Source organism: Erwinia sp. QL-Z3 (assembly GCF_004551645.1).
In the GTDB taxonomy this organism is placed as follows: Bacteria; Pseudomonadota; Gammaproteobacteria; order Enterobacterales; family Enterobacteriaceae; genus Erwinia; species Erwinia billingiae.
In genome coordinates, this window is record NZ_CP037950.1 from 2674431 (window position 1) to 2694310 (window position 19880).

A 19880-nucleotide genomic window follows, 5' to 3' on the forward strand; every position below is an offset into this window, starting at 1 on the left:
CCAGGCATAAAAGGGGAGAGCCTGCCCCATTGCTGAGGCAGGCAGAAAGCAGATTAGAAGCTGTAGTTGGCGGTAACCGAGACGTTACGTGGCTCGCCGTAAACGGTGTTTCTGCCGACGTCGATGTTATAGCTCTTGTCGAACAGGTTGTTGAGGTTCGCCTGCACCGACAGTTGCTTAGTCACGCGGTAGCGGCTGAACAAATCCACCAGCGCATAGCTGCCTTGCTCGGCGTAAATCGTGCTGGCACCGTCTGGACCGTCAACATGATCCCAGGTGTGAGTCTGCCAGTTGATGCCGCCACCTACCGTCAGATCCTGCAGCATAGGCAGGCGATAGCTGGTGAACAGTTTCAGCGAGGTGCGCGGTTGGGTCGGATTCAGTGCCTGATCCTCGCCGTCTTTCGCCACATAACGGGTAGCTCCGAAGGTCATTTGCAGATTGTCGGTCACCGCACCGTTAATTTCGAACTCAACGCCTTTACTGACCGTGCCATCCTGCTCGTAGTAAGCGTAATCGCTGGTGCCTGGGATAATCGCGTAATCCGTGGTGCCAAGGTGATCCTGCTCGATACGGAAGACCGCCAGCGACGCCGTTACGCGGCTGTTCATCCAGTCGCCTTTAATCCCGGTCTCGTAGCTTTTCCCGGTCACCGGCGCAAGGTAAGCGCCACTGGCGTTGCGGTAGGTCTGCGGCTTAAAGATCGAGGTATAGCTGGCGTAAGCAGACCAGGTATCGTTGATGTCATACACCAGGCCGGCATACGGCGTGATGTTGTTCTTCTCGGTATTCTCGGTCAGCGTGTCTGCGCTGTATTTGGTGTAGCGCGCGCCGAGGATCAGGTGCAGCGGATCGGCCAGCGAAATGCGTGTTGCCATATAGGCTGACTTCTGATGAATGGTGTTGTCTTCCGACAGGGCCTGATCGTCCCAGTCCGGTTCCGGATAATTGCCCCAGTTATTGAAGTCGCCGACATCGGCTGACGTCAGGTTGGTGAAGGCGCTGAAATAACGATCGTTCTGGCGGATATAACTCACGCCGGCCATCAGCTCATGTTGACGACCCAGCAGCTCGTAAGGTCCGCTGACATAGGCATCAAGCGCATTTTCTTTCCGTTTGGCGCTGTTATAACCGGTGCCGCCTAACAGGTCGTAACCCGCATAAGGACCAACGCCGATACCGGTATTTTTATCAAAGTAGCCGTCGATATACAGCGCTTTACTGTCCATCGTCGCTTCGGTGTGGCTGCCGCTCAGGTTAAATTCCCAACCGTTATTGAAGCTCTGCTTCAGGCTGGCGAAGACCTTTTTCGAGTCGCTGTCGTTATACGCCCAGTCTGGCGCGGTATTGGTGCTGCGATCGTAATGGGTTCTGCTGCCATCCAGATAGTAAGTTGGCAAACCGCCCCAGGTGTTGCCCGAGATATGGTTTTCCTGATAGTCATAACCGACGGAAAGGGTGGTGGAGTCGGTCAGATCCGCATCCACTATGCCGTAGAGGAATTTCTTCTGGCTGTGATAGCGATCCAGCCAGCTGTCACCGTCCTGGTAGCCGGCCACAATGCGGCCGCGCACGTTACCTGACTCGGTCAGCGGCGCAGATAAATCGGCGACATAGCGTTGATTGTCCCAGCTGCCGTAGCTGGCCGAGACGTTGCCGACAAATTCTTTGCTGTCCGCATGCTTGTGCACCATGTTGACCGAGGCCGCCGGGCTGCCGGCACCGGTCATCAGACCGGTTGCGCCGCGAACCACTTCGACCCGATCGTAAATCGCGGTATCAGAGAGGGTATCACCGATATTCCAGCGCGGATCGACCAGCACCGGAACGCCATCAACCTGATAGTTATCGATCATAAATCCGCGCGAATAGAAATTGCTGCGGTTCGCGCCGGAGTTAAATTCAGAGATGCCGGTGGTGTTTTTCAGCACATCGTTCAGCGTTTCCAGCTTCTGATCTTCCATACGCTGTTTGGTGATCACGCTGATCGACTGCGGCGTATCACGGGCGGTCAGGGCCAGTTTCGTGGCAGCGCGGGTGACGGGGACGTTGTAGTCGGTGTCTGCGGTGTTGCTGCTGTCATCCGTGGCGGCATTGACCACCAGGTTTTGTTCTTTCTGCACCGTTTCTGCGGCCGAAACCGGCAACGCAGAGGCAATCAGCACGGCAAGCAGTGACAAAGACGGCGTGGAAACGGGGGTGAATCTGGATCCGCTGGCGCGAGTTCCCTGGGAAGAGCAAGGAGCAAAGGACATTATCTACCCTCAAAATGATTTTATTATTTTTACTTCGCACAATGCAGAGCAAGAAAATTCCTGAACGCACCAAAAAACGAATGAGAAGTATAATCATTTTGATTGGCAATGCAAAAGAATGTGTTGAACCATTTCGAAGTGTTGCGGTCGCGGATTTTCTTACAGAACGACCAGCCTGCGACCGACAACAATCGTGGTCAGTACGATGGTCGCGACGGCCAGCAGATGCAGGATCAAATCCGGCATAACCAGATGAATTGGATGGCACAGTGTCAGCATCACTAAGGCCATGCACGCCGTACCGGCGCCGGCCGCAGCCAGACTTTTTACCGGATAAATCGCCCGGGTCTGACGCAGATAGCCAATCATAATCGCCGCCATCGGCACGCTGACCACCAGCATAAACAGGTAGCAATTGGTGCCTTCACCCTGACCATGAATCGGGGAAACGCTGCGCAGATTGAACAGAATACTGCCGAGCCACAACAGCGCCAGCGGCACAAACCATTTCCAGCTTAACGGTCGGCGACCGGCAATGCTTATCAGAAAGGCATTACGGATTGCCAGGGTTCCGGCGATAAACGCCAGCACCAGCTGAAAAATCGCCCAGCCCATTCCAGGTTGAGACCAGTCGGTCAGGCTGCGGTGCACCAGCAAACTGGCCGCTGCGCCGCAGGGCAGGGCCATCACTATCGCAGCGACCACGCGCCAGCCGGTGGGTGGCGTCCTTTTAACCGGCGCCGCGCTGCGGCTGAGTTTTTCAATTAAGGCATTATGATCGGTCATGCTTTGCTCCAAAACGGCGAAGATTGGTCAACGCGCGATGCAAAAGTGACTTTACGGCCGGAACCGTCAAATTATTCTGCGTGGCGGCTTCCGCCAGGGTCATCTCACGCAGATGGACATGCTCAACGATTTGCCGCTGTCGGGATGAGAGTTGATTTAGATACAGGCTCAGCTCTTCTCGCGCTTCCGGCCGCTCAGGCTCGACAAAAGAGGTCGCCGGGTAGGTGGTGGCGTCTTCTTCCTCCACTTCCCAATGACGCTGACGGCCGCGTCGGCGAAGCGCATCCACCGAACGCGCCTGGGTAATGGCCATCAGCCACGGCAAAAAGGGGCAGGCGGGATCGTAGGTATGGCGGACGCGGTGAATGGCCAACAGAACATCCTGAATCACGTCTTCAACCAGCACCGCATCGTCAACGTGCTTATGCACCAGGGTGCGGATCACCGGCACCAGCTCGGTCAGCAGGCGAGTGTAGGCCTGCTGTTTTCCAGCCTGAGCTTGCGCCATCAAATCTGGCCATTCATCACGTTGCGTACCGGATTTAGCCATCCACCGCCTTTCTTTCACGTCCTGCTTTGATCACGCTTTTTTGCCGCTCGCCTGGTTAAGGGCATTCACCACGATCGACGGGGTCAATACCTGCGGTAACACCTTCGGTGCACTGCCATCAGCCGGATACACCACGTACAGCGGCAGACCGCCCTGGCCGAATTCGTTCATCGCATCATCAATGTCAGGATTAAATTTCGTCGAGTCGGCAACCATATATACCGTGCCGGTGCGCAGCAACGCCTCTTTCACCGCCGTGGTGGAGAGCGTGGTGCGCTGGTTTACCTGACAAGTAATACACCAGGATGCGGTGAAGTCCACCATGATCGTTTTACCGTGCCCGCGCGTCTCGGCAACGGTTTGTGGCGACCATTTCACCTGGGTAACGGCTGCGGCGGTTTGTCCATCAGGCAGCGGGGCGCCAGGCTGGATAATGCCGGTCACCGGCGCTATCACAGCCACCAGCAATGCGGCGGTAACGGCATACAGCAGCTTGTGCGATTTTTCACGAAAACGTCGTTTCTGCGCGATGCCGTAAAGCCAGCCGGCAAAACCGAGCAGCACCGAGCAGGCGAGGATCGTCGCCAGTGCGCCGGTACCGGCCTGTTGCGCCAGCACCCACACCAGCCAGGCGTAAGCACCGAACATCGGGAAGGCGAGGCCGTGTTTAAGCACATCCATCCACGCGCCAGGGCGAGGCAGGCGTTTTGCCAGCTGCGGGAACAGTGACACCAGCGTAAAGGGTGCGGCGAACCCCAACGCCAGCGAGAAAAATATCGCCAGCGAGACGGCCGGCGGCTGCACCAGCGCATAGCCAATCGCACTGGCCATAAACGGCGCGGAGCATGGCGTGGCAACGACGATCGACAGCGCACCGGTCAGTGCCGAACGCACTAACGCGCTGCGACCGACTTCGATTTCGCCCGCGCGCTGCAACGAAAGCCCGACTTCAAAGACGCCAAGAAGATTCAGCGCCGCACCCAAAATAATCAGCGCCAGGATGGCAATGACCAGCGGCGACTGGAGTTGAAAACCCCAGCCCACCGCATCACCGGTGGCCCGCGCCGCCAGCAGGATGCCCGCCAGCGCCATCATGGTGACGACCACGCCCGCCAGGAAGGCCAGTCCCTCGGCGCGTGCTGCCGACGAACTCCCCTGATGACGCAGCAAACCCAGCGCCTTCAGGAAGATCACCGGAAACACGCACGGCATAAAGTTGAGGATAATGCCGCCTAAAAAGGCGGACAAAATAGCAGTTAACATAACGGGCCTCAGCAGGCTAAAGGGTGACCGGCAAACTCAGATCAGGAATGCGAAGCAGAATATTGTTTCACCGCGTCCATGGCTTTCTGAATATGGGTATCCGGGTTGCGGTCGGTGAAGCTCAGCAGGATCTTGCCGTCTGGCGCGATGACATATGAGGTACGGTCAGAGACGGTTTTGCCTTTGATCTGCATGGTGGTCTGGTATTCGCTGGCCACTTTCGCGCCTGGGTCGGCGGCTACGGTGAATTTATCGCGGCATTCCAGTTTAGAGAATTCGCCAATCTGCTCGGTATTGCCGGCGGTCACGCCAACCACGCTGGCACCGAGCTTTTTAAAGCCATCGGTCGCTTCGGCAAAGTCATGAGCTTCAATGGTACAACCCTTGCTGAAGGCCACCGGGAAGAAGTAAAGCACGACCGGGCCTTTTGCCAGCGCCTGCTGCAGCGAGAAGGTCAGCGGCTTGCCCGCCAGTGCGCCCTGAAGTTTAAAGTCCGGGGCCTGCGCGCCGACCGGCAGTGCGGCGTAAGCGTTGAGGGCAGGCATCGCGAGGCTCATAACAGCAGCGGCGGTCACAGAACAGAGAAGTTTTTTTGTACGGTTCATGTCGGGCTCCAACAGGGTTACAGGAAGTGCGTTAATAAACAGTTCGCTGTCACGCTGCGGAAAGTTTCGCGGAGGGAAAAATAAATCGCGGTTTTATGTATAAAAACAGGCGGAGGGGAACCTGCGCCGGTTCAGGGCTGGCGCAGGTTTTGTTTCATAAGGGGGGAAAGCCTGGGGTTACAGCGGTTTCCTGGCGGTTTCTTTCGCCGCCAACACCGCCAGTAAGGTGACAATCAGCGCCACCGAGACATAACAGGATACCGCTAACGTAGTGCTGAACTCGGTAAACAGCGTGGTAATGATCAGCGGCGCGAAGCCGCCGCCAACAATTCCCGACAGCGTATAGGCTAACGAAGAGCCTGCGTAGCGCACGCGGGTCGGGAATTGCTCGGTAACAAACGCCGCCTGCGGGCCATACATGATGGCGTGAACCTGCAGGCCACCGATAACCGCCAGGCAGATCAATACCGGATGGGCGCTATCGAGCAGCATAAAGAACACGAAGGACCAGACGATCGCCAGCACCGCGCCCATGATGTACACCGGGCGACGTCCCCACCGATCGGACAGCGCGCCAAACATCGGTACGGTGATGGCGTTGCCCAGCGCCCCGAGCATGGTCGCCATCAGCGCCACCGGACGCGGCAGGTGCAGCACGGTCGTGACGTAGGTCAGCGTAAACACCACCACCAGCGCATACAGCACATCTGAGCCGATGCGGGCGCCGCCCGCCACCAGCAGCGGACGCAGATGGTGAGTAAACACCTCTTTGACCGGCGTGTGGGTGGTATTTTTCGCTTTTTCTAACGCCAGGAAAGCGGGCGTTTCACCAACGCCACGGCGCAGCCATAAACCAAAAATCACCAGCAGCAGGCTGAGTACGAACGGAATACGCCAACCCCATTGCTGGAAGTCTTCTGGCGACAGGAACACCGTCACCAGCGTGATCAATCCGGTGCCAATCAGCGTGCCACAGGACGGTCCAACCTGAGCGAATGACGCGTTGCGGCCACGCTGTTCCGGTTTGCCATGCTCCATCGACAGCAACACCGCACCCGCCCATTCGCCGCCCAGTGCGATGCCCTGAATAAAGCGCAGGCTGACCAGCAGCAGCGGACTCCAGATCCCCCAACTAGCGTAGCCCGGCAGCAGGCCCATCAGCGCGGTGGTGACGCCCATGATCACCAGCGTGGTCACCAGCACGAACTTACGCCCCAGCACATCGCCCAAATGACCGAAGATCATGCCGCCAACCGGGCGCGAGACATAGCCGACCGCATAGGTTGAGAAGGCCAGAATGGTGCCCACCAGCGGGTCAAACGACGGGAAAAAGACGTGGTTGAAAATCAGCGCGGCCATGATGTTGTAGACGGTAAAGTCATACCATTCCAGCGCGGTACCGATTGAACTGGCCGCCGCCAGACGACCGGTTTTGGGCGGCGTCTGTTCAGCGCTGGCAGTTTTTGGCCGCAGGGTATCAGTAGATGACACACTCATGATTTCACCTCCTGCGCGGTCAACTGCCAGCCGAGCGCGTAATGCATGACGTCATTGTGGCGAAGTGCCAGCGCATCACAGGCCTGGGACGCCAGCCTTTGCGAGGCTTCAGCGCTGCTGGATTCAATCAGCATCATCGGCAGAAGCTGCCGGTTGTCAGGGGATTCTTTCGGCAGCGGTGTGCTGAGCGTCGCGTCCGGCGTTAACAGGCTGGAATGAATGAAGCCAGGCTGCGCGAACAGCGTTTCACCCAGTTGGGCAATGTTGCTTTCCGCGATGCCCGCGGCCAGGGTCAAAATGGCGAGATGGCTGCCAGAGCCCAGGCCAACCTGGGCGCTGATGGTGCACACCCGGCGCATCGGTGACTGCATTTTTTGCAGACAGGCCTGCGACCAGGCCGTTTGTTGCGTGAAGGCCGCGTGATACGCCGGGGAAGTGAAGCTTTCCAGCGAGTCGGTTTTATACAGGCCAAGATATTTGCGTCCGCCTTGCAGCGACTGATAGCGCGTACCAGAGCGAAAACCTTCAATTCTTACGCGTTCTTCAACGTGTTCGCGATCGTACCAGTGGTTAAAATCCGCTTCATCCTGTGCGGCGACGTCGGTGGCGACAAAAAGCATGCCCTGATTTTTTGGAGAAGTCATCATTAGTCCTGCCGTTTTCAGTGTCATGGTGAGAAGAGGTGTTTGCGGTTATCTGTCTGTTATTGGTGTGCTTTAAGCACGGTCTCAATCGCCAGCGCCCAGCTCATCAGCGCGTCGTCCTGCATGGGTAACGCCGCGACCATTAAGCCGACCGGTGCCTGACCCTTTGCCGAACAAGGCAAAGAGACGGCGCAGCCATCAAGGAAGTTGATCACCGACGGATTGCGCAGTGCCGCGCCGTTGACGCGGAAATAGGCGTCCTCATCGGCTTCAAGATCGGCAATGCGCGGGGCAATAAACGGCACGGTGGGCATTAACAGCGCGTCATATTGCTGAACGATGTGGCTGACGCGCGTTTGCCAGTCGGCGCGCTGTTCCACCAGGCGCTGGCGATCGGCTTCACCCAGGACTTCACCGCGACGAATACGCGATACCACGCGCGGGTCATAACCGTCAGCCCGTTGCGCGATCAGCGGCTGGTGCCATTCCCAGGACTCCAGCGCGGTAAACCCCCCGCTGGCATTAATGGCGGAAAGCTCGGCGATTTCCGTCAGCGGAATGGCAGATACCTGTGCGCCCGCCTGCTTAATCGCCAGCACCGCGCGCTCAAACGCGGCGGCCACCTGGGTATCCAGGCCCTCCAGCACCCCCGTCTGGGGCACTGCAAAATGGGCGTCGGCAAGATTTTTTACCGTCAGCGATAACGGCCGGTCGGCTATCACCGCATCGAGTGCGACGCAGCTTAAGACGTCGTGAGCCAGGGTGCCGACAGAGTCGAGTGACGCCGAAAGCGGCAATACGCCGGCCAGTGAAATTCGGCGTGCGGTGGGTTTGTAGCCGGTCAGACCGCAGAACGCCGCCGGAATACGCACCGATCCGCCGGTATCGCTGCCGATTGCCCCGAGAGACATGCCATCGCTGATCGACACGGCGGCACCGGAGGACGATCCGCCAGGAATACGGCGTGCAGCGCGATCCCAGGGATTTGCCGGCGTGCCGTAGTGCGGATTAATTCCGAGACCGGAATAGGCAAATTCAGTCATATTGGTTTTACCGACGATCACCGCACCGGCTTGCAACAGCTTGTCGACAATCGCCGCATGGGATTCGGCGACGGGCGCATCCGCCAGCACGGTCGAGCCGCCGGTGGTGGCTTCACCCTGCAGGTCAAACAGGTCTTTGATCGACACCGGCACGCCATCCAGCGGCGAAAGCGCATTGCCGGCCGCCCGGCGCTGAGCCGAGGCTTCAGCCTGCTCGCGTGCCCACTGCGCATACACTTGGGTAAAGGCCCGCGAGCCTTCACCTTCGCGAGCAGCGATCGCCGCCAGTGCCTGTTCGGTCAGCTGCACGGAGGTCACCGTACCAAGCTCCAGTTGTTCGATGGCCTGTTGCAGGCTTAAAGAGGGGTAAGAATTCATGGCGATACTCCCAGTTTCAAAGGATGACGATCGGGGTCAGGCTCAGGCGATAACCGGTAATTCAAGGCTGTGATAGTCGTGGCAAATGCGGCGGCCCAACTGCTCATCAACCAGTTCCATACGGAATTCCGTTGCAGGACGAATGCCACCTATTGCCGCGACGGTGCCGCAGGTCATCCCCAGTCCTTCAGCCGGCACCTCACCATCAGGCAGATAGCGGCTTAGCAGGTCATCAGGTTTGCGCAGGCTGGCGAGCGTGCCTTCCTGATACAGGCGGAATTCGCCGTCTTCTTTTATCCATGCACGCAGGATCAGCTGGTCCCAGTGCCCGGCGACCTCGGTCATTCTCCAGGCCTGCGTCGCCACGGGCTTCACACACAGTTGTTTGGAGAGCGCCACACTGTGCGATTCCAGCTCACGATCGGTGTGATCGGAGGCCAGTGAGACAAACACCTCGCCCTGATGGGTGAAGATAAACACTTCGGCTTCGCCAGAGCTGGCGGCGCCAATCACTTCTACCGAATGACTTTGTGTCAGCTGGTTAGCGGCAACCCGATAGAAGAGGGGAACTGCACTCGGACGGGGCACGCCCAGGGCTTCCAGTTCACTAATATGGTGCGCGATAGCGTCAGGATCGCGTCCTGCCCATCCGGCGATCACCAACTTGTTGATGTCGATCGTCAGGCTTTGGGGGTGGTTTTTTGTATTATTATCAACACCATGAGCTGATGGCAGTGTGAAGGTAAGTTGCATCGGGAAACACCTCTTTTGCTGATTGAATAGAAAACACAGTGAAATTTCACTATAACTTCATTTATCAAATAAGCGATTTCCGTGCCATGTTTTGTGTAGAATGTCTAAAAATCTTCTCAGCAGGCGCTGGATATGAAGACTGATGTCACAGAAACGGAGGAACGACCGGTGAGCGAACAGTCAGGGCTATCGTTAAACGAACAGGCGTATAGCCGTTTCAGGCAGGCATTGGTCACCCTGGGTTACAAGCCAGGGGAATATCTGAATACCGCGCAGGTGATGAGCGACCTTGCGATGGGCAGGACGCCGGTGAATCAGGCCATCCACCGTTTGGCCAACGAAGGGCTGTTGCAGATTATTCCGCGCAAAGGGGTGATGGTTTCACCGCTGTCGGTGGATGACGCGTTAGAACTGATTGACGTCCGGCTGGCGAATGAAATGCTGTGTATGCGGCTGGCGAGTTCGCGTATTTCGGCTCAGGAACTGTCAGAACTCGACGCCATTAATCAGCAGATTGAAGCGGCCAGCGAGCGCCGCGATCGTGACGAGATGATGCTGCTGGATAACCAGTTTCACCAGCTGTTGGCCAGAATTTCTGGCAATAAGATGTTGATGGACATTCTTAGCGTGCTGCATGCGCAATCGCAGCGCTTCTGGGCCAGCTCGTTGTCTAAAGAGGGGCATATGCAGGAAGTGATTGAGGAACATCGGGCGATTATCAGCGCGCTGGCCGCCCGGAACGGGCAGGCTGCCGCCGAGGCCGCTGAAGTGCATATTTTGTCATTCCGCCATGCGCTGTTGCGCCGCTAACCGACTCACAATACCGCACCTGTTATCGATTGAAGCGGGCGCTCACCCGCTGCTTGCTTTATTCGCGGTATTAAATCTTCTCGCCCATCTTGAGTAAAGTTTCTACAGAGGTAAGATATCCTTCGTTTCCAGGGGGAACCTTCAATGAAAAACGTTATCTTTAGCATGCTCGCTAAAATTTCAAAAATGGATGCGGAATCCAAGCAGTTAACCGCACAGGTGGAAGCGCAGTCCTTACTGATCGGTGCATTGACGCTGACGGTGGGTAAAAACGGCGGTATGACCCGAATGGTCGAGAGCGTTAACAAAGCCATCAATTCGGTACTTGATTCGCAAGATGATGTGTTGAGATCCGATGCGGATATTTTGCTGAACGAATTCCGTAACCTGCTGGAAGTGACGCGTCTTATCGAACAGGCTGATGCCGAACTCGATCAGGAGGCGCTGGCTGCAGCAGGGGGTGATTCACTGGAGATCTTGCCCCAGCCGAAGTAGGGCCGCCTGAAGCGGCTTCAATCCTGGCCGTGATGTGCCAACATCACCGGCCTGAGCTTATTTTTTCTTTCGCCCTGATGTGTGATGTCAGGCACCTATTGCGTAAAAGCACCTCCTATAGTTAATACACCCATATGGGCTAACGGAGGTGAGTATGTCTGAACGTCCCGATGACCTTGAACCACTCCCAGATGATGCAGAGTTCCCTGAGGAGGAAGATGAAGATGAAGCCGGATTGCCATTAGGCACGGACGATGTAGAAAATCCCGTTGAAGATGATGATGAGCCCGTAGATCCACGAGAAGACATCTGAATTCTCTGATAAACCGCCAGAATGGCGTGCGCCATACCCGATTTCGGGGGCCACGCCATCAGCGCGGTTTTTTTTCGTCCTGAATCCGTCTGCATTAACCCCGCTTCACACCGCCCGGTGCATTTTCAACACATCTTGTTGAGTTTTGATATGTTATATCATAACATTAAATCCTCTGTTACTTTTTGAGGATTCAATTTTGGCGGGTCACTTTGGAAAATTTGCGTTAGCTCTGGGTAGTCTTCTGGTTAGCGGACAGGCGCTGTCGCATGGTCATCATTCGCACGGTACGCCGTTGACGGAGATCGAGCAAAAGGCGGCTGATGGGGTGTTTGACGACAAAAACGTTAAGGACCGCAAGCTTGAGGATTGGGATGGCGTCTGGCAATCCGTTTATCCGCTGCTGTTGAAAGGCGAACTGGATCCGGTATTCAAAAAAAAAGCGCAGAAGGATAAAAGTAAAACCTTCGACGATATTAAAGCCTATTACCGCAAAGGTTATGCCACCAATATTGAGAGCATTGGCATCGAGAATGGCACCATGGAGTTCCACGTTGGCGAGCAGGTCAGTAGCTGTAAGTATGACTATGCTGGCTACAAAATCCTGAACTATGTCTCTGGTAAGAAGGGTGTCCGCTATCTGTTCACCTGCTCTGATGCCAGCAGCAAGGCACCAAAGTTCGTGCAGTTCAGCGACCATATTATCGGTCCGCGTAAATCGTCCCACTTCCATATTTTTACCGGCAATACTTCCCAACAGGCCCTGTTGGCCGAAATGGACAGCTGGCCGACCTACTATCCGTTCCAGATGACGGACGAGCAGGTGGTTGACGAAATGCTGCACCACTAAGGCGATGACTGCCCCGAGCGGGGGGATTATCTGCGCCGTTTACCCTTTATCAGGACGAAAAAAAGCCCACTCGAAGGTGGGCTTCTTCTCACTTGCCGGATAGTAGGAGTACCCAGCATGTTCATGAATAGGGCAATGAGGCGACTACCATACAGTGATCTCATCAGATAGACAGCCTTGATCAAAGTTTAGTCAGCTTTAGGCTGGGCAGGGCAATAATTAATTGCTAAGCAGGCTAATAGTAACCAGAGCAAGAAGTGCTAAGAATCATCTTAAGGATTGCGGGATAATCTGTTTCGCCCCCTTCAAGAGCTAAGCCAATGCGAGTGCCGGAGATAAGCGCCGGATGGGGAGCAGTATTTATAGAGGTCGCCATCCGGCGGCCTTTTCTCGTTATGGCTTTCATGCAGAATGCGAGAACGAACAGAATAAAAAATAATCAGCGGTGGTATGATTAGGCCCATTCACCAAAAAGGTCGACGATAATGTCCTTCTTAAATCAGCTTATGGGCAGAATGACCAAAGGGACCTCTCAAACAAAATGCCCGGTTTGCGGTAAATCATCACAACAGTCATTCGCCAAAGTGAACCGTGAACAAACGCTACTTTGCCCGCACTGTAAATCCCTGTTCGTCGTCCATCCTTAAGGCCCAGCTGAGCTATACTTTAGCTACCCACTAATGGGTGAAGGAGGTCTTATGCTCACAGACCCGGAAGTCAAAAGGTGGGCCTCACTGATGCTCACATCCGCCTTGCGCGGAGGCACGTGTAAAGAAACCATATGTCAGCAAATTGTTCTGTTGCGAACGCGTCATGGTACAGATGCACTGGAAGAGGTGTTAGAAGCAATGCTGTTGGAGGCGGGCCGTATCGGCACCTTGCACAGCGATGGCACCTTGTATGTCCAGGAGAGTGTTAACAAACCCGACCGACGCCCGCACTGATCGTTGCTATTTCAGTTAAATCTGCCGCCTTCCTGACGTGGATCTCACTATTTAACGGGGTCCAGTTCACGAAGGCGGCTTTTTTTATTCTGCGGGTGGCTCAAAAAACTGATATGACCCGTCACCCCGGGCTTTCGCCTGGTACATGGCTTTATCGGCATTATCAAATAACACCCTGGCCGATGCGGTGCCAAACTGTGCGAGGCTGATGCCTATTGCCGCCCCGACCTGTACCTTGATGCCATTGATAGAAAAGGGCTCTATCAAACTGTCGATCAGGCGTTGGGCAATGGTCGACGCCACCTCGCGATTGCTGCATTTGGCGGCCACCACAAATTCGTCTCCGCCCATACGTGCTACCGAGTCGCCCGGTCGCATACAGTGTTGTAGCCGCTCGCTGACCCGCTGCAGCAGGACATCTCCCGTCGCGTGCCCCATCGAGTCATTGACCGCCTTGAACCCATTCAAATCGATAAACAGCACCGTTGTCCAGGCCCGATCTTCGCCCTGCGAGAGCATGCAGCTAACCTGTTCGTTGATCCAGGCCCGATTGGGCAATCCGGTCAACGTATCGTGAGTCGCCAGCTTTTCGAGTTTCCGCATCCTTTCCTTATCACGCGTAATGTCGCGCGAAATCAGCACGGCGCCGATGTTTTTGCCTGAGGAAGGATCGCTGACGCTGCAAGCCTTGGTGCCCAGCGTCATGTAATGGCCGTCGCGATGTAGCTTGCGCACCTCGACCACGTCCGGCAATTCGCCGCCGCTGAAGAGGTGTTCCAATACTTCTGTGGCGGATGCGCGGTCGTCGGGATGCAGGAAATCCACCACCCGCTGGCCGGTCATCTCATCGGCTGACCAGCCGATCATTTTGCTGTAAGAGGGCGAAATCGAAACGTACCTGCCGTCCGCGTCGCAGTGGGCGATCAAATCCGTACTGTTTTCAATCAACAGACGGTATTCCGCCGCGGTGCGCAGCGCGTCTTCCAGCGCTTTACGCTGTGCGGTGATATCCAGAATAAAGCCGCTGTAACGCAGGCGAGGCACACCGGGTTGGCGATCCGGCAGGCCGGAGACAATCACCCGCCGCGTCGTTCCGTCCAGGCACTGGATAGGCACTTCGAGGCTAAAAGGCGTCACACATTCCAACGCCGCAGCCAGTTGCAGCGCGATCTTCGCATCATCATCAACCTGTGCCAGCCTTAGCCAGGCACAAAGCGTGACGCCTTTCAGCGCAGGCATCAGGCCTGCGGGGCTTTCCTGACTGGCGATGCATAAGCCTTGGGCGTCCATGGACCAAACGGCGGAGAGGGTAGGTTTGATCACAGTGTTCATGATGGTTGGATCCGGTGTTTGCTGACGCGGGCCTGTCTGACAGCGGTTTCTACGATGCCATTTTGCCTGCAGAATTGAGCGGGAATTATCGATGACGCGTTCAGGTAAAGAAGGTTGTGACTGCGTATATCGGCCAATCGGCCCACAACCTTTAATGAAACCTTTATCAGGCTACGGGCGTGATCCGGTTAGCGGAAAAGCTCCGGCCCGGGATAAAACTCACGGAAGGCATCATCGACCGGCTGGTAACCCAGCACCTTGCGGGTCTCGGACAGATCGAATCGCTTAAAGCGGTTATCCGAAATGCCGTAGCCGATAAAGAAGGTTATATCCCTGGCTTCAATCGCGCAGGTGATGAGCTTCACGGCATCTTCCGGGCTGAGCCAGGCGCTGTAGTCGCGGGCATTGTTGAGCGCATCCGCATGTCGGGTTTCAAAGGCGCCGATCCTGAGCGCGACAGATGACAGGCCATGTTGAGTGGCATAAAAAGAACAGAGCGCCTCGCCGTAGCATTTGGTGACGCCATACAGATTGGCCGGCGCGACGGCCATACCCGGAGAGATTTGCACGTCAACCGGATATCCTTCAATGGTCTGGGCACTGCTGGCAAAAACAAAGCGACGACATGTGGTGGCTGCCGCCGCTTCCAGCAGCCAGGTGATGGAGAGGATGTTGGCCGGCAAGAGCTGTTCGAATTCCGCATCGGCGTCTGGAATCCCGGCCAGGTGCACGATCGCATCAGGTGGCTCAGCGGACAGCAGTTTTGCAGCCGCACCCGGCGTCGACAGATCCGCGGCAATAAACCGGTGAGGTGATTCAATCTCATAGTCCGGTACGTTCCGGTCAGTAAGAATAAAGTTATAGGTCTCGCGCATCTTATTAAAATAGGTGCGCCCAATACGGCCGCTGGCACCTGTAAGCAGAATTGTTTTTACCGTCATCGTGCCGGATCCCTTGTTTCGTTAATTCATCATCGGGCTGATACCAAACGAGTTTAGCTCGGTCATGGCGGTCTGTAAGTCTGAGCCGCATGGAATTATGGCAAACAATCCGCCGTGATGAAGGTCAGGGATAAAAGTAATCTTTACTTCACGCTGAGCAGAGCCTGCTCCATCAGGTGTCCCAGTACCGTCCGCGCGTCAGCATTCGCTTCATTCCGTTGTCCCTGTTGTAGCGTAATCCCCAGGTTCCCCGGCGAAGGCAAAATGCTGCCCGTCACGCGCAGACTATCCGGCATCCCCACGCGCGTTCGCACGGTAATCCCCAGTCCTGCCTGAACCGCCGCCCAGATACCGCTCAGGCTGTGGCTGACAAATACCACCCGCCAGGGAATGCCAGCCCGGTCCAGGCAGGCGAGGGCAGGTGTGCGCATCAGGCACGGGCTATCAAACATCACCAGCGGCAAGGGTTCGCCATGCTCCAGCAGCGTGCTGACGTCAAATTCTGCATGCTGTATCCACTCAAGCGGGAAGTGGCTAATCAGTTTGCCCTCACGCTGTGCGTTCTCCGGCTGCCATAACAGCGCCATATCCAGAGCGTTATTATCAAGCGCATTAAGCAGCGCCTGGTTGCGGTCCACGCGGGCAATAATCCGCATTCCCGGATGGTGGCGTGTAAACTCGCCGAGGATTCCGGGCATCAGCGACTCACCAAAGTCTTCCTGCAACCCAATGCGGATTTCCCCCTGTAACAGCTCGCCTTTCACTGCACGCTGCGCCTCATCATTCAGCGCCAGCAGCCGACGGGCATAACCCATTAAGATTTCTCCGTTAGGGGTTAGCATCAGATGGCGTCCGTTCTTAACCACCAGTTCGGCACCGCATTGATGTTCCAGTTTCTTCAGTTGCGCGCTGACTGCGGAGGTGGAACGACAAAGCCGGGTTGCCGCCAGCGCAAAACTGCCGCACTCAATGCCGGTCACAAAGCTGCGCAGGGCATCGAGATCCAGGGTCAGAGTTAACTTTTCCATAATCATCCTGATAAACGGGACTTATGATCGCGTTTAATTTGATTTTCAGGATGAAAGTATTTCGTCAGACTCGCTTCACTGTCAATAAGGAGAAAGATGATGGCGAAATCCCTTAATCGGGAAACCCTGGCAAAGCTGGCGCCGAAGCTGGCCGAACTGAGTCAGGAGATCCTTTTCAATGATATCTGGAAACGTGAAGCGCTGACGCCGCGCGAACGCAGCCTGCTTACGCTGGGTGCGCTGACAGCGCTGGGCCGCGTGCAACAGTTACCCTGGCATATCGATTTCGCGCAACAAAATGGCCTGACGCGTGAACAGATCGTCGAAGCCTTCACGCACCTGGCATTTTACGCTGGCTGGCCAGCCGCAGTTTCTGCACTGACCTGTCTGGAAGAGGAATAACAGAGATGCCTTTTACGCGAATCATATTGCGCCAGGGATACAGCCACGCGCAGATAATGCAAATCTCCGACATCCTGCAACAGAGTCTTGAGCAGGAGTTTGCCGTGCCGCCCAGCGATCGCTTTCAGGTTTTCGAAGAAGTGCCTGCCAGACTCCGCGTGTATGACCGCGATTATAAAAGTGGCGGACGTAGCGATAATTTTATTCAGTTCCATATCCTTGCGGGCAAGCCGCGTTCATTTGCACAAAAGCAAAACCTGAGCCGCGTATTGTGCGACAGGCTGCACGGTGACCTGAATATTCAGCCGGATGATGTGATGGTAATGATTCAGTTTAACAGCGCCGAGGAGTGGAGTTTCAGTCAGGGGCGGATGCTGTCTGAAGAGCAATGACGATCGCCATACAACCAGGCTGGCGGGGAATAATGGCGTTAGTTAGCGCGAATTGTTCTGCGCTAAAACTAATCCAGGCCGTTCATTGCCGGACCACCCTGCAAGGTCGTTGCAATTACGCTTTCATCACCGTGACGCCTTTTTCTTCAATGCTGCGAACCCAATTCTCATCGGCTGCGCTATCCACCACGATCGTGTCGATCAACCCGAGGTCACCAATAACAAAGGGTGACGCGGCGTTGATCTTTTCAGGAGAGACCAGCACGACCGTTTCTGCCGCTCTGCCGGAAAATGCACGTTTGATGCACGCTTCTTCGTAATCACCGGTGGTTAATCCCGCCTCGGCATGGACGCCGGTGACACCCATAAAGAAAATATCGGCCTGAATTTTGCCAATGCCTTCAATTGTTGCTGCACCAACGGTCACAACTGAGTGTTTGAACAGCCGTCCGCCAATCAAAATCACCTCAATTGAAGGGTGCTCAATGAGTCCCAGGGCAATGCTCGGGCTGTGCGTGACCACGGTGATGCGCAGGTCATCAGGGATACAGGCAATGAGTTCTGAGGTGGTGGTGCCGCCATCAATAATCACCACCTGGCCTGAAGAGATCAGTTCTGCCCCTTTTTGCGCAACCTTCCTTTTAGCATCAGTTTTTAATGACTTACGCTCGGAAAACGTGGCGGTGGCTGAAGAAGAAGGCAGCGCACCTCCGTGCACACGCTGCAAACGGCCTTCCGCGGCAAGCTCGCGTAAATCACGCCGAACGGTGTCTTCTGAGACCTCAAAGCGAACACTCAGATCCTTCGAGAGTACCTGTCCTTCCTTCAGAAGCTGTTCAAGGATGCGTTGTTTCCGTTGGCTGGTGAGCATGTCATTATTCCTGGTTTGCACGATAATTCTTGAATTTGCACGAAAGTGCTGCTTATGATGATAATCCTACGTATGGAGGAGGGAGTATGCAACCAAAACGTGCAGAAGTACGGATCGTCAACGAAAAAATTCTTTCCGATGATTGGTATTCTTTAAAGAAATACACCTTTGATATTCAACGGCGAAACGGTGACTGGCAGCAACAAACGCGTGAGGTCTACGATCGGGGCAATGGCGCCACCGTACTGCTCTATAACCGTGAGCGGGAAACGGTAATCCTGACTCGTCAGTTTCGTTTTCCGGTATTTATGAATGGTCACGAGGGTTATCTGATTGAAGCAGCGGCCGGTCTGCTGGATAACATGGACCCTGAAAGACGCATAAAAGCGGAAGCCGAAGAAGAAACGGGTTTCAAAATTTCTACGGTACAGAAAGTGTTCGAAGCCTATATGAGTCCGGGGTCGGTTACCGAAAAACTCTACTTCTACATTGCTGAATATGATGCAGGTGACAAGACCAGCGCGGGCGGTGGAATAGAGGCTGAAGGGGAAGACATTGAAGTGCTGGAAATGCCCCTGAAAGACGCGCTTGCCGCAGTCGAAAATGGCCTTATCGTTGATGGTAAAACCATCATGTTACTTTATCACGTGGCATTAAAAGTCATTTTACGAGGTTACGATGAATAAGCAGCTGATTATTATCGCAGGTCCCTACCGTAGCGGAACCGAAGGAAAACAAGCGCTGATTGACGCTAATCTTGCCCGTCTGGAAAAGGCCGCGCTGGAGGTTTATCAGCGAGGACACATTCCGGTCATCGGCGAATGGCTGGCGTTACCGCTGGCGAAAGCCGCAGGTTCAGAATCTATCGACGATGAAATAGGTGAGGCGATGATCTATCCGGTCGCGCACCGGCTTATCACCAAGTGTGATGCCCTGTACCGTATTGCAGGCGTTTCAAAAGGTGCCGATATGGATATCGAAATAGCACGGAAACACGGGCTGGCAATTTATACCCGAATTGAAGATATCCCCTTAGCCTGATTGAGTCGTTCAACAACGCCTGTAGCTAAAGCGGGCAGGGCTAAGTTCATGCCTGGTTTAATAAGGGGAAAGCGCAGGTGGCGATCCCCACATTTACTCACTACGAATCAGCTTTGACAGAAGCGCAGCCGGTTGCCAAACGGGTCATAGACTTCCATCACATCGCCCCAATCTTGCTGCACTATTTCCGGGTGGCCGTACCCATATTGTTTGCCGTGTAGTTCATCTCTGAACGACGCAATATTCTGCATCGGGATAAATATCGTTGCGCCGGGGCTGGCGTCACCATGATGTTCAGAAAGGTGTAGCTGCAAACCCTCGCGGACAATGCCCATATACAGGGGTAAGTTCGGCTCGAACCGGTGTTCAAATTCGACGCTGAACGACAGGAAATCCAGATAGAACTCACGGGCTTTTCGCTCATCAAAGCTGCGCAGAATAGGGATGGGTTTACTGAATTGAATCTCTGAGGGAGTGATATGCAGGGGTTCTGCCGTCTGGGAGGGCAGCGTTGCAACAGCGGTGTTCCAGTCGCGATAGCCCAACTGGTGTGAAACTGTTTCGAGTGCGGTGGCATAAGAAATCTTTTGATCGCGCAGCTCAAGTGAGGCTTTTAGCTTTGCGGCCATGTTTTTGGCCTGCTCGATAGATAGCATCTTGTCTCCTGTCGTCAGGTATTGAGGGGCT

General features: G+C 55.2%; 23 protein-coding genes. 9 read left to right on the forward strand and 14 right to left on the reverse strand.

Translation table 11 applies throughout. The features are described from left to right. Positions 1–53: 53 nt before the first annotated feature. The 9 genes from fhuE to E2F51_RS13005 all read right to left on the reverse strand — a co-directional run bounded on the left by fhuE (position 54) and on the right by E2F51_RS13005 (position 9774). A complete protein-coding gene (gene fhuE, locus E2F51_RS12965; RefSeq protein WP_134823635.1) occupies positions 54–2255 on the reverse strand; it encodes a ferric-rhodotorulic acid/ferric-coprogen receptor FhuE in 2202 nt (733 codons plus the stop codon). Positions 2256–2414: 159 nt separating this feature from the next. Continuing rightward, entirely contained in the window at positions 2415–3041 is a 627-nt protein-coding gene (locus tag E2F51_RS12970; protein WP_134823636.1) for an NrsF family protein, read from the reverse strand. Then, positions 3028–3591, reverse strand: coding sequence for a sigma-70 family RNA polymerase sigma factor (locus E2F51_RS12975; RefSeq protein ID WP_134823637.1), 564 nt, complete (start codon positions 3589–3591; stop codon positions 3028–3030). The genes E2F51_RS12970 and E2F51_RS12975 overlap by 14 nt, the downstream gene beginning before the upstream one ends. 30 nt (positions 3592–3621) lie before the next feature. Further along, a complete protein-coding gene (locus E2F51_RS12980) occupies positions 3622–4854 on the reverse strand; it encodes a protein-disulfide reductase DsbD (RefSeq protein WP_134823638.1) in 1233 nt (410 codons plus the stop codon). Positions 4855–4895: 41 nt separating this feature from the next. Next, positions 4896–5459: a peroxiredoxin gene (locus tag E2F51_RS12985; protein WP_053146398.1), complete on the reverse strand. Its 564-nt coding sequence runs from the start codon at positions 5457–5459 to the stop codon at positions 4896–4898. 177 nt (positions 5460–5636) lie between these two features. After that, on the reverse strand, positions 5637–6956 hold the full coding sequence (locus E2F51_RS12990) for an MFS transporter (protein ID WP_134823639.1): 1320 nt from the start codon (positions 6954–6956) through the stop codon (positions 5637–5639). Next, the gene (locus E2F51_RS12995) at positions 6953–7600 is read right to left on the reverse strand and encodes a DUF4286 family protein (RefSeq protein ID WP_013201174.1); all 648 of its coding nucleotides are present in this window, start codon (positions 7598–7600) and stop codon (positions 6953–6955) included. Before E2F51_RS12995 ends, E2F51_RS12990 begins: the two co-directional genes overlap by 4 nt. 59 nt (positions 7601–7659) lie before the next feature. Then, complete coding sequence (locus tag E2F51_RS13000) at positions 7660–9021, reverse strand: amidase (protein WP_134823640.1); 1362 nt, start codon at positions 9019–9021, stop codon at positions 7660–7662. A gap of 42 nt (positions 9022–9063) precedes the next feature. Continuing rightward, positions 9064–9774, reverse strand: a complete 711-nt coding sequence (locus E2F51_RS13005; RefSeq protein ID WP_134823641.1) for a DUF2848 domain-containing protein — start codon at positions 9772–9774, stop codon at positions 9064–9066. A 132-nt stretch (positions 9775–9906) separates the two neighbouring features. Between E2F51_RS13005 and E2F51_RS13010 the strand changes: the two genes are divergently transcribed. The 5 genes from E2F51_RS13010 (at position 9907) to E2F51_RS24055 (ending at position 12889) form a co-directional block, all read left to right on the forward strand. After that, the gene (locus E2F51_RS13010) at positions 9907–10584 is read left to right on the forward strand and encodes a GntR family transcriptional regulator (protein WP_134823642.1); all 678 of its coding nucleotides are present in this window, start codon (positions 9907–9909) and stop codon (positions 10582–10584) included. A 144-nt stretch (positions 10585–10728) separates the two neighbouring features. Then, positions 10729–11079: an anti-adapter protein IraP gene (gene iraP, locus E2F51_RS13015; protein ID WP_013201178.1), complete on the forward strand. Its 351-nt coding sequence runs from the start codon at positions 10729–10731 to the stop codon at positions 11077–11079. A 154-nt stretch (positions 11080–11233) separates the two neighbouring features. After that, complete coding sequence (locus E2F51_RS23835) at positions 11234–11392, forward strand: hypothetical protein (RefSeq protein WP_167738374.1); 159 nt, start codon at positions 11234–11236, stop codon at positions 11390–11392. Between the two features lie 199 nt (positions 11393–11591). Next, on the forward strand, positions 11592–12242 hold the full coding sequence (gene zinT / locus E2F51_RS13020) for a metal-binding protein ZinT (protein WP_134823643.1): 651 nt from the start codon (positions 11592–11594) through the stop codon (positions 12240–12242). A 485-nt stretch (positions 12243–12727) separates the two neighbouring features. Next, positions 12728–12889, forward strand: coding sequence for a YnfU family zinc-binding protein (locus E2F51_RS24055; RefSeq protein WP_225309779.1), 162 nt, complete (start codon positions 12728–12730; stop codon positions 12887–12889). Between the two features lie 381 nt (positions 12890–13270). Here E2F51_RS24055 and E2F51_RS13030 read toward each other — a convergent pair whose 3' ends face one another. The 3 genes from E2F51_RS13030 to E2F51_RS13040 form a co-directional block, all read right to left on the reverse strand. Next, complete coding sequence (locus tag E2F51_RS13030; protein ID WP_134823644.1) at positions 13271–14518, reverse strand: diguanylate cyclase domain-containing protein; 1248 nt, start codon at positions 14516–14518, stop codon at positions 13271–13273. Positions 14519–14706: 188 nt separating this feature from the next. Beyond that, positions 14707–15459, reverse strand: a complete 753-nt coding sequence (locus E2F51_RS13035) for an NAD(P)-dependent oxidoreductase (RefSeq protein WP_134823645.1) — start codon at positions 15457–15459, stop codon at positions 14707–14709. Positions 15460–15602: 143 nt separating this feature from the next. Further along, positions 15603–16499 carry a LysR substrate-binding domain-containing protein gene (locus E2F51_RS13040; RefSeq protein ID WP_209215546.1) on the reverse strand — a complete coding sequence of 299 codons (897 nt, stop codon included), beginning with the start codon at positions 16497–16499 and terminating at the stop codon, positions 15603–15605. Positions 16500–16586: 87 nt separating this feature from the next. Here E2F51_RS13040 and E2F51_RS13045 point away from each other — a divergent pair, with 87 nt between their 5' ends. Both E2F51_RS13045 and E2F51_RS13050 read left to right on the forward strand, forming a co-directional pair. Further along, positions 16587–16889: a carboxymuconolactone decarboxylase family protein gene (locus E2F51_RS13045; RefSeq protein WP_041691938.1), complete on the forward strand. Its 303-nt coding sequence runs from the start codon at positions 16587–16589 to the stop codon at positions 16887–16889. A gap of 5 nt (positions 16890–16894) precedes the next feature. Then, a complete protein-coding gene (locus E2F51_RS13050) occupies positions 16895–17281 on the forward strand; it encodes a tautomerase family protein (RefSeq protein WP_134823647.1) in 387 nt (128 codons plus the stop codon). 115 nt (positions 17282–17396) lie between these two features. On the opposite strand, the gene E2F51_RS13055 is transcribed toward E2F51_RS13050, so the two are convergent. After that, entirely contained in the window at positions 17397–18152 is a 756-nt protein-coding gene (locus E2F51_RS13055; RefSeq protein ID WP_134823648.1) for a DeoR/GlpR family DNA-binding transcription regulator, read from the reverse strand. Positions 18153–18238: 86 nt separating this feature from the next. Between E2F51_RS13055 and E2F51_RS13060 the strand changes: the two genes are divergently transcribed. Next, positions 18239–18838: a GDP-mannose pyrophosphatase gene (locus E2F51_RS13060; RefSeq protein ID WP_134823649.1), complete on the forward strand. Its 600-nt coding sequence runs from the start codon at positions 18239–18241 to the stop codon at positions 18836–18838. Next, positions 18831–19193 (forward strand): DUF4406 domain-containing protein, encoded by a 363-nt coding sequence (locus E2F51_RS13065; RefSeq protein ID WP_013201198.1) that lies wholly within the window; start codon positions 18831–18833, stop codon positions 19191–19193. Before E2F51_RS13060 ends, E2F51_RS13065 begins: the two co-directional genes overlap by 8 nt. A gap of 107 nt (positions 19194–19300) precedes the next feature. On the opposite strand, the gene E2F51_RS13070 is transcribed toward E2F51_RS13065, so the two are convergent. Further along, a complete protein-coding gene (locus tag E2F51_RS13070; protein ID WP_134823650.1) occupies positions 19301–19849 on the reverse strand; it encodes a glyoxalase superfamily protein in 549 nt (182 codons plus the stop codon). Positions 19850–19880: the final 31 nt, after the last annotated feature.